General features: G+C 56.7%; 11 protein-coding genes and 2 pseudogenes. 6 read left to right on the top strand and 7 right to left on the bottom strand.

The features are described 5' to 3' along the window. Positions 1-260: 260 nt before the first annotated feature. Positions 261-1,433, bottom strand: a pseudogene (locus ACUVSA_RS01135) (ABC transporter substrate-binding protein). A gap of 166 nt (positions 1,434-1,599) precedes the next feature. On the opposite strand from ACUVSA_RS01135, the pseudogene ACUVSA_RS01130 reads away from it, so the two are divergent. The 3 genes and pseudogenes from ACUVSA_RS01130 to ACUVSA_RS01120 all read left to right on the top strand — a co-directional run bounded on the left by ACUVSA_RS01130 (position 1,600) and on the right by ACUVSA_RS01120 (position 5,511). Next, a pseudogene (locus ACUVSA_RS01130) lies at positions 1,600-3,296 on the top strand (acyl-CoA dehydrogenase family protein). 135 nt (positions 3,297-3,431) lie between these two features. Continuing rightward, the gene (locus tag ACUVSA_RS01125) at positions 3,432-4,619 is read left to right on the top strand and encodes an oxidoreductase (protein ID WP_445893467.1); all 1,188 of its coding nucleotides are present in this window, start codon (positions 3,432-3,434) and stop codon (positions 4,617-4,619) included. Next, positions 4,612-5,511: a sensor domain-containing diguanylate cyclase gene (locus ACUVSA_RS01120; protein ID WP_445893466.1), complete on the top strand. Its 900-nt coding sequence runs from the start codon at positions 4,612-4,614 to the stop codon at positions 5,509-5,511. The genes ACUVSA_RS01125 and ACUVSA_RS01120 overlap by 8 nt, the downstream gene beginning before the upstream one ends. A gap of 242 nt (positions 5,512-5,753) precedes the next feature. On the opposite strand, the gene ACUVSA_RS01115 is transcribed toward ACUVSA_RS01120, so the two are convergent. Continuing rightward, positions 5,754-6,065 carry a hypothetical protein gene (locus ACUVSA_RS01115; protein WP_445893465.1) on the bottom strand — a complete coding sequence of 104 codons (312 nt, stop codon included), beginning with the start codon at positions 6,063-6,065 and terminating at the stop codon, positions 5,754-5,756. Between the two features lie 413 nt (positions 6,066-6,478). Here ACUVSA_RS01115 and ACUVSA_RS01110 point away from each other — a divergent pair, with 413 nt between their 5' ends. Then, positions 6,479-7,102 (top strand): flavodoxin family protein, encoded by a 624-nt coding sequence (locus ACUVSA_RS01110; protein ID WP_445891251.1) that lies wholly within the window; start codon positions 6,479-6,481, stop codon positions 7,100-7,102. 350 nt (positions 7,103-7,452) lie between these two features. Here the strand turns inward: ACUVSA_RS01110 and ACUVSA_RS01105 are convergent, their stop codons facing one another. The 5 genes from ACUVSA_RS01105 to ACUVSA_RS01085 form a co-directional block, all read right to left on the bottom strand. Beyond that, a complete protein-coding gene (locus tag ACUVSA_RS01105; protein ID WP_445893464.1) occupies positions 7,453-8,457 on the bottom strand; it encodes a dihydroorotate dehydrogenase in 1,005 nt (334 codons plus the stop codon). Next, on the bottom strand, positions 8,403-9,275 hold the full coding sequence (locus ACUVSA_RS01100; RefSeq protein ID WP_445893463.1) for a dihydroorotate dehydrogenase electron transfer subunit: 873 nt from the start codon (positions 9,273-9,275) through the stop codon (positions 8,403-8,405). The genes ACUVSA_RS01105 and ACUVSA_RS01100 overlap by 55 nt, the downstream gene beginning before the upstream one ends. A 15-nt stretch (positions 9,276-9,290) precedes the next feature. Continuing rightward, positions 9,291-10,085 (bottom strand): peptidoglycan editing factor PgeF, encoded by a 795-nt coding sequence (gene pgeF / locus ACUVSA_RS01095; RefSeq protein ID WP_445893462.1) that lies wholly within the window; start codon positions 10,083-10,085, stop codon positions 9,291-9,293. A 457-nt stretch (positions 10,086-10,542) separates the two neighbouring features. Then, the gene (locus ACUVSA_RS01090; RefSeq protein WP_445893461.1) at positions 10,543-10,776 is read right to left on the bottom strand and encodes a hypothetical protein; all 234 of its coding nucleotides are present in this window, start codon (positions 10,774-10,776) and stop codon (positions 10,543-10,545) included. Beyond that, complete coding sequence (locus tag ACUVSA_RS01085; RefSeq protein ID WP_445893460.1) at positions 10,751-11,239, bottom strand: TVP38/TMEM64 family protein; 489 nt, start codon at positions 11,237-11,239, stop codon at positions 10,751-10,753. The genes ACUVSA_RS01090 and ACUVSA_RS01085 overlap by 26 nt, the downstream gene beginning before the upstream one ends. Positions 11,240-11,672: 433 nt before the next feature. Between ACUVSA_RS01085 and ACUVSA_RS01080 the strand changes: the two genes are divergently transcribed. After that, positions 11,673-12,854, top strand: coding sequence for an ABC transporter substrate-binding protein (locus tag ACUVSA_RS01080; RefSeq protein ID WP_445891399.1), 1,182 nt, complete (start codon positions 11,673-11,675; stop codon positions 12,852-12,854). A 71-nt stretch (positions 12,855-12,925) separates the two neighbouring features. Next, complete coding sequence (locus tag ACUVSA_RS01075; RefSeq protein WP_445893459.1) at positions 12,926-13,852, top strand: branched-chain amino acid ABC transporter permease; 927 nt, start codon at positions 12,926-12,928, stop codon at positions 13,850-13,852. Positions 13,853-13,857 lie beyond the last annotated feature (5 nt).

Below are 13,857 nucleotides of genomic sequence, written 5' to 3'. Positions count from 1 at the left end.
GTTTCTTTTTTCGGCAAGGGTTACTGTGAGATTCTTTTCAGCCGACGTCTTGTCGTCGTCATCCCGGCTGTCCTTATGGTTTGGCGCCGCACGGCGATTTCGTGATTCGTGATGCTCCTTCAAAGGAATGTGCTCGAAATCCCGACCTGCAGGAAGCCCTGAAACCCTTTCAGGGCGCACGGGATCCTTCCAACCCTTCTCACGGCGGCATCCCCTGTTCTCATGGCGCTTCCCCTAGGAACGACAAACGCTCTGTGGGTTTACGGGCAGACCGATTTGTAAAATTCAAATTCGCCTTGGTCGCTGATCTTCACCACCACGGCGCACTTGATGGGATCCCCTTCAGGCGTGAAGGTCATTGTGCCGGTGATGCCGTCAAAGTCCTTGATTTGAGCCAGAGCGTTCTTCACGTTCTCCCGGTCTTTTTCCAGGTTTCCAGTCAGGCCTCCCGTGTTCTGAATGGCTTGCAGCAACAACCGAATGGCATCCCAGGTGAGCGCCGCCACATCGTCCGGAACATACCCGTACTTGGCGTTATACTTGTCAATGAACTCTTTCGTGGCTCCCTTGGCCCCGGCCGCCGCATAGTGGGTGGTGAAATAAAGACCTTTGCAGTCGTCGCCGCACAGTTTCATGAGTTCCGCGGAGCCCCAGCTGTCGCTGCCCATGATGGGTTTTTTCCAGCCCAGTTGATGGGCCTGTTTGATGATGAGGGGGACTTCATCGTAGTATTGTGGTGTAAAGAGCACATCGGCGCCGGACTTGATGATATTGGTCAGCTGGGCGCTGAAATCGCGGTCTTTGGTGGTAAAGGTTTCAAAGGCCACGATGGAACCGGAGCCGTGAATCTTTTCAAAGGCTTCCTTGAAATATTCCGCCAGTCCCTTGGGATAATCACTGGCGATGTCATAGAGCACCGCGGCTTTCTTGGCCTGGAATTCTTCCATCGCAAACTTGGCCGCTACAGGCCCCTGAAAAGGATCCAAGAAACAAGCGCGAAACACGTAGGGACGGTCCTTGGTGGTCTGGGGATTGGTGGACCACGGGGAAATCATCGGGGTCTTATAGGAGTTGCAGACTTCCCCGGCGGGAATGGCCTGTTTGCTGGCTTGAGGGCCGATGACGGCCAGCACCTGGTCCTGAGTGATGAGCTTCAAGGCAGCGGCCGTGGCCGATTCCGCCTTGGATTCGCTGTCCTAATAGATGAATTGCAACATGTAGGTCTTGTCACCGACCTTGAGGCCGCCGGCCCCGTTCACTTCCGCCAAAAGAATTTCAGCAGCGTACTTGGACCCTTCGCCCACCTTGGGAATGTCCCCGGTGAGGGGAATGTCAAAGCCGATCTTGATGGTGTCGGCCCCCCACACCGTAGGTGAGCAAACCACAACGGCCACGAGGGTCAAGAAAACAATCAAGGGTTTTCTTTGGGACATGGTTTTTCCTCCTTGGCTTGAAAAATGATGGCGTTTATGGGACATCCCGTTGGGCCCAAGACGTGAGCCTTCATAGCATAGGCCTCTACGTGCTTTCAATCACAAAGCTTTTTCGATCGGCAAGCGGCCCAACAGGGTCCGGACTTCAAGAAAGGAGGGAAAAGGCATGTTGTTACATCCTCAGAAGGAAGATTACGCCCATTTGGACCCGCGATCCAGGGCCATCATGCGCAAGACGATCCAGTTTTTTGAAACCAAGGGCAAAGCCAGGCTCAAGGAGGACTATCACAAGCAGGTTTGGTACAGGGATTTTCTGGATTTCGTCAAGGACAATGAATTTGCTCCCCTTCTGACCCCCTCAGCCTACGGCGGCGGCGACCCGGCCTACCGTTGGGACACGAGGCGCATCTGCGACATGAATGAAATCCTGGGCTTTTACGGCCTGCCCTACTGGTACACCTGGCAGGTGACCATTTTGGGCCTGGGCCCCATCTGGATGAGCGCCAATGAGGTGCCCAAAAAGAAGGCGGCACAGCTCCTCAGGGAGGGTCACATTTTCGCATTCGGTCTGTCGGAACGGGCGCACGGCGCGGACCACTATTCCACCGAAATGGCCTTGACCCCGTTGGGTAACGGCCGCTACGTGGCCGACGGCGGCAAGTACTACATCGGCAACGGCAACGAAGTCGCCATGGTCTCCACCTTTGGCAAGAACAGCGAAACCGGTGAGTATGTGTTTTTTGCGGTGGATTCGCGCCACTAAGGCTACGAGTGCATCCAAAACGTGGTGGCCTGGCAGGGGTTTGTGGCCGAACACGCTCTGCACGGGTATCCGCTGAATGAAGACGACATCCTGTTCACGGGCCAGGCGGCCTGGGACGCGGCTCTCAGCACGGTCAGTGCGGGCAAGTTCAATCTAGGTTGGGGTTCCATCGGCATTTGCACCCATGCCCCCTATGAGGCGATTACGCATGCCGCCAACCGCAACCTCTACGGCACGTGGGTGACCGATTTCCCTCATATCCGCCGGCTCTTCGTGAATGCCTATGCCCGGCTGGCCGCCATGAAGCTCTTTTCCACGCGAGCCATTGACTACATGCGTTCCGCATCCCTTGAGGACCGCCGCTACTTGCTTTACAACCCCATGGTGAAAATGAAGGTGACCACCGAAGGCGAGCACGTGATCAACCTGCTTTGGGACGTCATTGCCGCCCGTGGCTTTGAGAAGGATGTCTACTTCGAAATGGCCGCTCGGGAGATTCGTGCCCTACCCAAGCTCGAAGGAACCGTGCACGTGAACATGGCACTGGTGGTCAAATTCATGAAAAACTTTCTCTTCAACCTGGCGCCGTTTCCGACAATTCCCAAGCGGGACGACGCGGCCGACGATGATTTTCTTTTTCGTCAGGGCCCTACGGGCGGGCTCAGCAAAGTGCTTTTCCATGACTACCGAATAGCCTACGATAGCATGGATTTGCCCAATCTGGCGGTCTTCAAGGAACAGATTGAGGCGTTCAAGCGCTTCCTCATGGCGCCCCCCCAAGCAAGGAGCAGAGCCGTGACATCGATTTCCTTCTGAGTCTCGGAGAACTTTTCACGCTGGTGGCTTACGGCCAGCTCATTCTGGAAAAGGCGGCCATGGACAACGTGGACAAAAACCTGGTGGACCAAATTTTTGACCTCATGGTCCGCGACTTTTCCAAATTCAGTCTGGAGATCTACTCTAAGCCCAGCAGCACGCCCGAGCAGATGGATTTGTGCCAGAAAATGATTCGAAAACCCCATGTTCCCCCGTCGCGGTTCACCACCGTCTGGAATGACCACATCTATGTCCTCAAAGGTGCCTATGAAATGAACAGGTGACGGATAAAGGGAAAGGAGGGCCCGGTGGAGCGTGGGAATCCAAGTGATCACGGCCTCAAGGATCCTGCGAAGGGGGAGACAAGGTTGTCCTCTCCCCCGTGCCGCCGGCCGGTTGACGATAAAAGGAGATGCCCCATGACACGGTACCCTCTGCTTTTTTCACCTCTTGGTATGAAAGGCCTTAGCCTTTCCAATCGGATCACCATGGCCCCCTTTTTTGCAGGTTACGCGGGTGCCGACGGCACGGTCACCCCGCTCCTTTTGGACCATTACGGGGAGATGGCCCGATCAGGGGCGGCCATGATCGTGGTGGAAAACATCGGGGTCCACGAAACGGGGCTGGGAAGCCCGTTCATGCTCCGGGCCGACGACGACCGCTACCTGCCGAGCCTGGAGCAACTGGCTCGAGTCATTAAAAAAGAAGGAGCCTTGGCGGCGGCCCAGATCAATCATGCGGGTCGATACGCCTACACGCCCCATCGCCTGGCGCCGTCGCCATTTCGAACAGGCGAGGTGGTGCCCAAAGAGATGGATGAACCGGACATGGAAACCGTTCGCCAGGCCTATGCGGCCGCAGCCCGAAGGCTTCGGGAGGCTGGGTTCGATCTCGTCGAGATCCACGGCGGCACGGGGTACCTGCTGGTGCAGTTCCTGTCGCCGCGGACCAACCGACGGGGGGATAAGTACGGAGGACCTTTGGAGAACCGCATGCCCTATCCCCTTGAGGTGGTGGCGGCGGTTCAGGACGCCGTGGGTCCCGGCTATCCGGTGGGGTATCGATTCCTGGCTGATGAGTGCCTCAAGGACGGGCTCATGGTGGAGGAAACGTCCGTCTACGCCGTCGAGCTGGAAAAGCGCCAAGTGGCCTACCTTTCCGTTATGGCCGGGACCTACGATTCCTTTTTCCTGCCGGACTATCTCGCCAGGGAAAAGGTGCAAGGGTATATGGCGGATTTGGCCGCTCGGATCAAAAAGGCCGTGGCTGGCACGCCCATCATCGCCGCCGGCCGCATTCAAGATCCGGAAACGGCCGAAACCATTCTCGAGCAAGGCAAGGCGGATCTCATCGGGCTGCCCCGCATCCTCTTTGCTGATCCCCTCTGGCCCAGGAAAGCCAAGGGTGAAGTGCCGGAACCCATCGTGCGCTGCGAACCCGCCTGTTCACTGTGCATGAAACGGGTCATAAAGGGAAAGCCCGCCTTCTGTTCTCAATGGTCAAAAGACAAGCGCGAGGCGTTTCTTGCCCGCTGTAAGGAATCGCCGGCGGAAGCCCAGAAGGATATGGAGGAATGTCTTGAGAAGGGGAGGGAGCGACGTGGATGAGGCTTTCTTCAAGAGGCTTTTGGATAGCATGGCGGACGGCGTCTACTTTGTGGACGCGCAGCGACGGATCACTTTTTGGAACAAAGCGGCAGAGCGGATCAGCGGTTACACGGCCCAGGAAGTTTTGGGAAAATCGTGCGCTGACAACCTCTTGAGGCACGTGGATGAGTCGGGGCGAGAGCTGTGTGTTGAGGGGTGCCCTGTGGCGGCCGTGATTCGGGATGGCCGAATGCGCGAGGCTCAGGTCTACATGCACCACAAGCTTGGGCACCGAGTCCCTGTGGTTGTGCGCGCCACGGCCCTGCGCAATGACGCCGGCCGGATCTTGGGGGCTGTGGAGATCTTCCACGCTGCCTTCGAAAAAGTCGATATTCTGCAAGAGATTCAGAAACTCCGAAAAGAAGTGTTGACAGACCCGCTCACTGGAGTGGGCAACCGCCGGTATGCCGAGATACGCCTTCAAGAATGCCAAAAGGACGAAAGGGCATACGGGGTTTCGTACGGCGTTCTCCTCGTGGACATCGACCACTTTAAAGCCGTAAACGACACCTGGGGGCACGGCGTGGGCGACAAGGTGCTGCGCATGGTGGCGGGTGTCCTGGACAGCACCGTTCGCAGCTTGGACATGGCGTGTCGATGGGGCGGGGAAGAATTCGTGGTTCTTTGCCGGAATACCACCGCTGACGGCTTGCGTGCGTTGGCGGAACGCCTGCGGATGCTCATTGAAAAGAGCTGGCTCGACCACCTTGGGAATCGGATTGCGGTGACCGTTTCCATCGGAGGCGCCGTCTCCCGCCCGGGCGAGACCGCCGAGGCCGTGGTGGAACGGGCCGACAAGCAGCTCTACCGAAGCAAGACGGAAGGGCGAAACCGAGTGAGCCTGGAAACGTGAGATGTGATGCGTGCTGGGTGATGAGGTTCTTTGCGAGCAGGCTAGGTGCCATCGAAAATATCCGCCTGAGCTGAAAAGATTTCCCACGCGGTCGCAATGCATGCGGTAGGCTTTGGCACGAAAGTCGCATGCAATAGGTTTCATAACTTTCAGTTCCGATGCGCGGCAGGAGACCTTCTTAGCCGCCATTTCCGCCGTGTGCGCCCCAAAAGCCCCCTTGGATCACCCGTTGGCCTGCCAGTCTAATTGTCGTCTTCGTCGGCGTTCCACCACTCGTGGCAGGCCTCCTCGATGGCGTTTCTAAGTTCCCCGTCCACTTGGTCCCGGATGGTCCATGCCATTTCCACCCATTCTTCCATGACCCTGTGGGCCTCCACCTCGTCGCCCGCATCATCCAGGTCACTCACAAAGTCCATGAGATCGGCGAGCGCTTTTCTGGCTGACACAAGCCCTTTGCTCGATGCCATAAGTACTCCCGCCTTGACATACTCCCACGCCAGCTCGCCTGTTTCCGGCTTCCATGACCACACAATGCGTTTTTTTCTTCGCCCCATGGCTGCGTCCTTTCTCTCAGGCCTTTCGAGTTCCTTACCTTCGACAAGGTCAATTCCCGCACAAACATTATGGTCACTAGATTCACAAAATCTCATAAGGAACTGCACGTTTCCCACGCATCCTATAAAAAGCTCCTTCGGCGAACAAGAACAGCTGCTTTGTCACATCTCTGGACGATCCTTCCCGGTGCTGCTGCGGCCCTTGATAGGTTCAGCCCGGGAGTCATTTAGACACCATCTGGCGCAAGGTACTGGAAGCGAGGTTCCCCGTGATCTATAAAGGAGCGAAGCAAGGTTTTCTGGGCGACACTCTGCCAGAGAAGAGCCCCAAGGCTCATGGCAGAGTGCTTAAAGGCCGTGGTGCCAGAGCGGCACCTTCGCCCTGGGGGCACACGGCAAAAAAGGGAGGGTCCATGCGAATCGTGGGTATTTACGGATCGCCGCGAGCTGGAGGGAACACGGACAAAATGCTGAATGCTTTTTTGGAGGGAGCTCAGCAGGAAGGCGCTCTGGTACGCCAGATCTATGTGCGAAAACTCAATCTGCAAGGCTGCCTCGGATGTGGCGGGTGCGATGAGACGGGCCAATGTGTGGTCAAAGATGACATGCAGGAGGTGTATCCCCTACTGGAAGCGGCACACGGTATTGTTTTGGCTTCCCCTGTGTATTTTTACAATCTCACAGGCCAAGTGAAGCTTCTCATCGATCGCAGTCAAGCGCTGTTTATGAAAAAAAGCCTGCACGAAAAAGCCCAACCAATATCGGCATCTGCGGCGTCAAAGGATGGCAAGAAAGGATTCCTTCTCAGTGCTGCAGCCACGCGAGGAAAACGACTTTTTGATTGTGCACGTTTGACGTTTACCTATTTCATGGACGCTCTTGGCGGCCAAATGGTGGGAGAACTGTGTCTGAGGGAGTTGGAGGGGAAAAAAGACGTGGAAAAGGATCCCCAATGGCTGAGACAGTGCCGCATGGAGGGAGAACGCTTCGCCCGTTCCTTGACTGAAGCGCCAAAGGACGCTGAGGAACCGCTGTGAGGGGTCTCCCAAAGAGCTTCAAATCGGCAGCCATTTTGGAAGACTGTCGAACAATGCCTTCATGGTTTTGTTGTGTGGGAGTGCGCGGACGCGCAGGAGTGCGTCCCTGCGATGCCAGGGGGTCGCCGCTCCTATTTCCTTCAGAGGGCCTGCCTCCTGGCGGTTCGATCATTGGCTCTGGGTGTTTGCGCGGGCTTGCATCCGTGAATGGAAGGACCAGTCTCTTTGGGGTCTGGATGTTCGCGGACGGCCGGAAAGCCATCCCTTCAAAAGCATGAGCACGAAAATCTTCGATGCGGACGCAAAACCTTCGGAGAGCTTTTTCAAACAAACTCCAAGAAAAGAACACCTTACATGGGCTCTCGAGCAAGCGGCTCAACGCCGCAGACTTCATCGGCAAAGGGAAAGCGGCAGGCCGTGTCCAAAGTGCCGATGTAATCAGTGATGGCGCCGATACCCTGGTGGCGACAAAACCTTTCGATCCCTTCAAGGATATCCAGGCTCGCTCTAGGATGGACCAAATTGGCTGTACCCACCTGAACGGCGGAAGCTCCCACCACGAGGAATTCCAAAGCATCCAAGGCCGTTCGGATGCCGCCGATGCCGATGACAGGGCAGGAAACGGCTTGCACGGTTTCGTAAACGCAACGCAGGGCGATGGGCTTAATGGCCGGCCCAGAGAGTCCTCCCACAATGTTGGCCAATTTGGGACGGCGGCTGAAGGGATCCACCGCCATGGCCGAAACTGTATTGATGCAGGAAAGAATATCGGAACCCGCATCCACCACGGCGCGCGCGATCTCCGCAATGGACGTCACATTGGGGCTGAGTTTCGTGATGAGCGGCAACGTCGTGCACGCCCGCACGGCGCCGACCACCTTCGCCGCCATGTGAGGGTGGGTGCCGAAGGCCATGCCGCCTTTTTTCACGTTGGGACAACTGATGTTGATTTCCAAGGCGGCGATCCCGGAAACTTCCGAAAGCACGCGGGCTAGTTCGGCGTATTCTTCAACGGTGTTGCCCAAAATGTTGACGATGATCACGGCGCCGCGTTGGCGAAGGAGCGGCAATTTGTCCGAGATGAAGTGCTCGACGCCCACATTTTCCAATCCGATGGCATTGATCATGCCGCAGGGGGTTTCGGCGAGCCGCGGCGGCGGATTGCCGGGGCGTGGTTTGAGCGAGATGCCTTTGACGACAATTGCCCCCAGTCGAGACAGATCCACAAAGTCGGAGAATTCCAGCCCGTAGCCGAAAGTTCCGGAGGCGGTCAGCACAGGATTCACCAAATGGAGGGGCCCTAAAGAGACGTGAAGGTCAGGGGCCGAGCCATGACGGGTTGAAGTTTGTCCCATTGTATCCTTCTCGGGTCCAGAACAGGACCGTCTTGGCACACATGCAGATAGCGTGGCTCATGAGGGGCTTCGGGATCCACCGCGGGCAAAGCACAACCCAGGCAAGCCCCGATGCCGCAGGCCATCATGGATTCCAAAGACATTTCTACCAGAATATTTCGACCGCGAATCCACCGCGCCACATTCACTTGCATGGGTAAAGATCCGCACGCGTACAGCCGATTGGGCATTTGGGCAGACGCTTCCCATCTCTTTCGCATAGCGTCCAGCACCGTGCCGGCCTCTCCTGCCGACCCGTCGTCCGTGCTCACCACCGTGACAACCCCCGCTCGCTGCAGGGCATGCAAAGCGATGAGTTCGCCGGCCGATCGAGCCCCGTAATAAAGGTGAAGGCGTTCCGGATGGTTCTTGTGTGTGGTGGCCAGCATATGATCCAGGAGCGCTCGAAGGGGAGCGATGCCGATGCCACCCGCCACTAAAACCACCGTCTCTTCCGAACTTGTCGGGGCCGTAAACCCACGTCCCAAAGGTCCCACCACATCCACTGAGCTTCCCGGCGTGCGTCGCGTCAGAAGGCGTGTTCCTGTACCGACGACTCTCAAAAGGATTTCACACAAGCCGTCATCCTTGTGCAGCCGGTAAAAGGAAAAGGGGCGTGCCAGCAGTGGATCGGCACCTTCGGAAGCGACGCGGACCATGACAAATTGACCCGGGCGTGCTGTGGGCACAATTTTTGGCGCATAGAGCACCAGCCGGTAAATGCCCTCCGCTTCCCTATGACTTTCGAGAATTTTGGCTTTTTCTTGAACCCTTGGCACGTGCGTGTTCTTTCCCTAATGGGATGTGAGTCCAATCACGGCCGCCATACGGCCCTTGGTTTTTTCCCCGCGGTAACTAAAGTAAGTGTCTCGATGGCACACCGTGCAGACCTGTGCTGCGTGAATGTTTTCGGGGCGAACACCACACGCCGTCAGCTGATGGCGGCTGATGGACCAGAAATCGAAGTAAGTCGGACGAACCTGAAAGCCCCAAAGATGTAGAGGTATCTCACGGGTAAAGTGGCGAAATTCCGCACAGCAGGGCCCCAGAGAAGGGCTGATGGCCGCCAGAAGATCTTCGGGGCGGGTTCCAAATCCGGTCCGCATGACGCGAACGGTTTCCGCCAGAATGTTCCCAACGCTTCCCCTCCAGCCGCAATGCACATTAGCCACGACGCGTCGAACCGGATCCATGAGGAAAACCGCCTGGCAGTCCGCGATCTTAATCAGAAGCCCGACTCCCACACAGGCGGTGACCATGGCGTCGGCCTGAGGGCCGACGATGAGGGAAAACCCGTTGGCTGTCTTTTTCGGCCGCGCGTGCAGAAACGCTTCATCCACGACGACCACTTGGGTGCCATGCACCTGAGGTGTCGCCACTAGGAAGTTCAGATCTAGCCACGAAGCGATTCTTCTGAGGTTTTCCGACACGGCCTCCGGGCTGTCTCCATTGCCAAAGGCCGCATTGAGCGTTGCGTAGGGCGGACGGCTCACTCCGCCGTGCCGCGTAAACACCCCGTGGACAAGTCCGGGGACCGCCTGGAGTTGAGGCCATACGAAAGGATTCAATGGGCTTTGGGGTGGCGTCATCGGTGAACGAGCTAAAGTCTTTACCTTCGATGGGCAATAAGGAATTCTCGGACAGTCTTCCAGCCGTCCCTTGCACGCCCTTGCGTACAGTACATGCGTAAAGAACTCAAGAAAAAACCTTGCCGAAGTGAACACGCCTTTTGGTCCTTTAAGTGCATGAAGATTTTGTTTAACACGACCAAAGGTTGCGCCGGGTTTATTGGTCCTGTCTTTTCGCCATCGGCAACCAGATCTCGAAAAGCCCTCTTCCCTAATGTGCCGATGTGGTTTCATTCATTGAAGGCGCCTTGAACATTCGAGGGCTGTGCGGTTTTGCCGTTTCACGCCGGTAGTGCTTGGACTGGGACGTGGGGCGGCCCCCTGGGGGCTTGGCGACGGCGTGAAGGGCCGCCCTGGAGGACCCGCGGTCTCAAGCATTTCGATTTCGCGCCTAAGGGCCTATTAATGTTCAAAGGGCCTATGGAAGCGAATCTGTTCGATACCGACGCTTGACCAGCAAAGGAACGAAAAATGACCCGATGAAAAGCGCGAGCGCTACGGCGATCTTTGGAGAGAGAAGTTTGCTCCACTGGGCGGAAAGCCAAATATCTCGAACAGTGCCGATGAAAAAAGTAAAAACGAAGGTTCCCACTAGAATCCCCAAAGCGGTTCCCCAAAGAAAGTCGCTAAACCGCACCTTCGTGAGCCCCATGCCGAAGTTCATAGGCGTGAAGGGAAAATACACGAGGCGCAGATACCAAGACGGTGGCAAAGCCGTTGCGTTCGATAGCGTCGTCGTATGTCTTGAGGCGGCTGCCGATGAGAGAAGCGGCGAAATCCCTTCCCAAGGTCCTTCCGATCCAAAAAGCCAAGCTTGCCCCGAGCATGGCGCCTCCCCAGACCACCACGAATCCAAGGTAAAGGCCAAAGATGGCCGCAGCGACGGCCGTCAGGAGTGTCCCCGAAACGAAAATGCAGACTCCCGCAGCGTAAATAAACACATACGCGACAAGGGCCCAAAGGCCCGCTGTTTTCAGGAGGGTGGCCAGATAGTCCGCGGTCAAATGCTGCTGCATACCCGTATCTCGCACCACCAGTAGGGCTGTCACAATGAAAAGAACCAATCCGATGGCCTTGACGACGGGCGTTTTCCGATGGGCTTGTTTTTCCTTCATGGAACCTTCATCCTCGAGGCTCTTCTTAGTGAAGCTCCCCATGCTCATGATTACCGGGAAAACACATTTTTGGCCAAGCCTTTCAGGGATGACGGTGCCTGCAGAAAGCTTTGAACGAAAACCCGGCCGGAGCATGAGTTTCACCTTGACATGAAAACACGCAACCGTGTAAACGAACACGGGGGAAATCGGGAGACCCCGCTCAGGCTCAGTGCAGCAAAGGATGCCAATGCTTTTTCGGACAATTCGGTTGTGTTCCTGTAATTATGGCTACGGCTACCGCAGGCGGTCTGCCTGTCGGTGAAGGCGACATCGCGCCGAATAAGCCGTGGGCAGACCGCATTTCCGGGTTTGCCCCCGGCTTTTTTGTTGGGGCCGTGGGATGTTCCCTCGGCCCCTTTTTTGTCACTCTGGGCACAGGGAGGATCAAGGGATGAAGGCAAAGCGACGTTGGATGTGGGGTGTCTTGGCTGCAATGATGGTTGGGGTGTGGAGTGCCGGCGTTCTACAGCGCAAGGTGGTCCTGGCGGCAAAGGAGCCGTTCAAGGTTGGGGCGGTCTTTGCCATCACGGGAACGGCTTCCTTTCTTGGGGAGCCGGAAAAGAAAACGGCGGAAATGATTCGGGATGAAATCAACAGCCAAGGCGGCATCAACGGCCATCCACTGGAGTTGATCATCTACGACGACGAAAGTGATGCCACCAAAAGCACTCTGGCCGTCAAGAAGCTGATCAAGACGGATCAGGTTCCGGTGATCATCGGGCCAACGCAAAGTGATGCCAGCCTGGCCGTCGCCCCCATCGCTGAAGAGGCCCGCGTGCCGCTCATCTCCTGTGCGGCCAGTTACAAGATCGTAGAGCCAGTGGCCGAGCGCCGGTGGGTCTTTAAGGTGGCCGGATCCGATAAACACGTGGTCGGCAAAATGTACGACTACATGAAAGCCAAAGGTATCACCAAGATTGGGATCATGACCGCATCCACAGGGTTCGGCGCAAGCGGCCGCGAGGAGCTCTTGCGTCTTGCCCCCGAATATGGCATCACGGTGCTCGCCGATGAACGCTACGGCCCAAAAGATACGGACTTGACGGCGCAACTGACGAAAATGCGGGAAGCCAAAGTGGAAGCCATTGTGAACTGGTCCGTGGGGCCGACGCAGGTGCTGGCCGTCAAGGGGTGGCGGGACCTCAGGATGGAAAACATTCCTCTTTTCCAAAGCCACGGCTTTGGAAGTCGCAAGAATCTGGAACTGGCAGGGAATGCGGCCGAAGGCGTTTTATTGCCGCTAGCTCGAGTCAACGTTGGGCCCCTTCTTGCGGACACGCATCCACAAAAGAAGGTCATCATGGGCTACACCGAAGCGTATGAAAAGAAATACAACGAACCGGTTTCTTCCTTCGGCGGCCACGCGTGGGATGCATTGCACTTGGCCGTTGCCGCTCTGAAGGCTGTGGGGCCGGATCCGGCAAAAATTCGAGACGTTCTGGAAAACACCAAAGGTTTTGTGGGACAACACGGCGTCTTTAATTTTTCGCCCCAGGACCATAACGGTTTGAGTAAGGACGATTTGGAAATGGTTGTGGTGAAAAACGGCGATTGGGCATTGGCCCCTTGGTGACCAGGACCCGCGGAGTTTAAAGCCGGCGTGCCGACCCATGGGGCAATGGCACGCCGGTTTTTTTAAGGAACATGGTATCAGGGACACGCGTGATCATGGTGGGTGAAATTTTGGGAGCCGCGTGGCTTCAATATGCGTTGGGCGGTGTAACCATCGGAGCCATCTACGCTTTGGTGGCCATCGGGTACAACATCATCTACAACGTGACAGAGATCATCAACTTTGCCCAAGGTGAATTCGTCATGCTGGGGGGGTTGTTTGGGGTTTTTTACCACCAGACCTGCGGCTTACCTTTGGCACCGGCTGTCTTCGGCGCGGTGGTCACGGTCGGTGTCGTCGGATTGCTCCTGGAACGCTACGTGATCCGTCGAGCGCGGCATGCGACGGTGCTTTCCATGATCATCGTTACCTTAGCTTTTTCTATCCTTCTGAAGGGTGGGGCCATGCTGGCCTGGGGAAAGGATCCGTACCGCTTACCTGCTTTCAGTCAAGGAAGGGCCTTTCTGTGGCAGGGGGTGGCAATCCAACCGCAAGCCCTGTGGGTCTTGGGAATCAGTGCAGTGGTGGTGGTGGCCTTGACGATTTTTTTTCGCACCTCCTTTTATGGAAAAGCCATGTTGGCCTGCGCCGATAATCCCAATGCGGCGAAGCTGGTGGGCATTCCGGTGCGCACCATGGTCCTGCTGTCCTTCGCTCTCAGTGCCACCGTAGGCGCCGTGGCCGGGGCCGCCATTTGCCCCATCACCTTGATGGAATACGATCGCGGCACCTTGCTCGGGCTCAAGGGTTTCGGGGCGGCCGTCCTGGGGGGACTCGGGCAATTCTCCGGCGCTTTGGTGGCCGGCCTTGTGTTGGGATTGTCGGAATCGTTTTGTGCCGGCTATCTGTCTTCAGGTTACAAGGATGCTGTGGCCCTTGTCCTACTCATGTCCGCGTTGTTCTTTAAGCCCGAAGGGTTGTTTGGAAACAAAGAAGCCGCCGGGCTTAAGAGGTTCTGAGCGCT

This window comes from Desulfosoma sp., assembly GCF_052743555.1.
The sequence above is the reverse complement of the archived record's forward strand: the minus strand, read 5'-3'. Positions and strand labels throughout refer to the sequence as shown.

What these genes read in the sequence shown, in the direction of transcription:
- ACUVSA_RS01125 (WP_445893467.1), top strand. Translation starts at nt 3,432, where the DNA reads ATGACACGGTACCCTCTGCTTTTTTCACCTCTTGGTATGAAAGGCCTT.
- ACUVSA_RS01115 (WP_445893465.1), bottom strand. Translation starts at nt 6,065, where the DNA reads ATGGGGCGAAGAAAAAAACGCATTGTGTGGTCATGGAAGCCGGAAACA.
- ACUVSA_RS01110 (WP_445891251.1), top strand. Translation starts at nt 6,479, where the DNA reads ATGCGAATCGTGGGTATTTACGGATCGCCGCGAGCTGGAGGGAACACG.
- ACUVSA_RS01105 (WP_445893464.1), bottom strand. Translation starts at nt 8,457, where the DNA reads ATGGGACAAACTTCAACCCGTCATGGCTCGGCCCCTGACCTTCACGTC.
- pgeF (WP_445893462.1), bottom strand. Translation starts at nt 10,085, where the DNA reads ATGACGCCACCCCAAAGCCCATTGAATCCTTTCGTATGGCCTCAACTC.
- ACUVSA_RS01090 (WP_445893461.1), bottom strand. Translation starts at nt 10,776, where the DNA reads ATGGGGCTCACGAAGGTGCGGTTTAGCGACTTTCTTTGGGGAACCGCT.
- ACUVSA_RS01085 (WP_445893460.1), bottom strand. Translation starts at nt 11,239, where the DNA reads ATGAAGGAAAAACAAGCCCATCGGAAAACGCCCGTCGTCAAGGCCATC.
- ACUVSA_RS01080 (WP_445891399.1), top strand. Translation starts at nt 11,673, where the DNA reads ATGAAGGCAAAGCGACGTTGGATGTGGGGTGTCTTGGCTGCAATGATG.
- ACUVSA_RS01075 (WP_445893459.1), top strand. Translation starts at nt 12,926, where the DNA reads ATGGTATCAGGGACACGCGTGATCATGGTGGGTGAAATTTTGGGAGCC.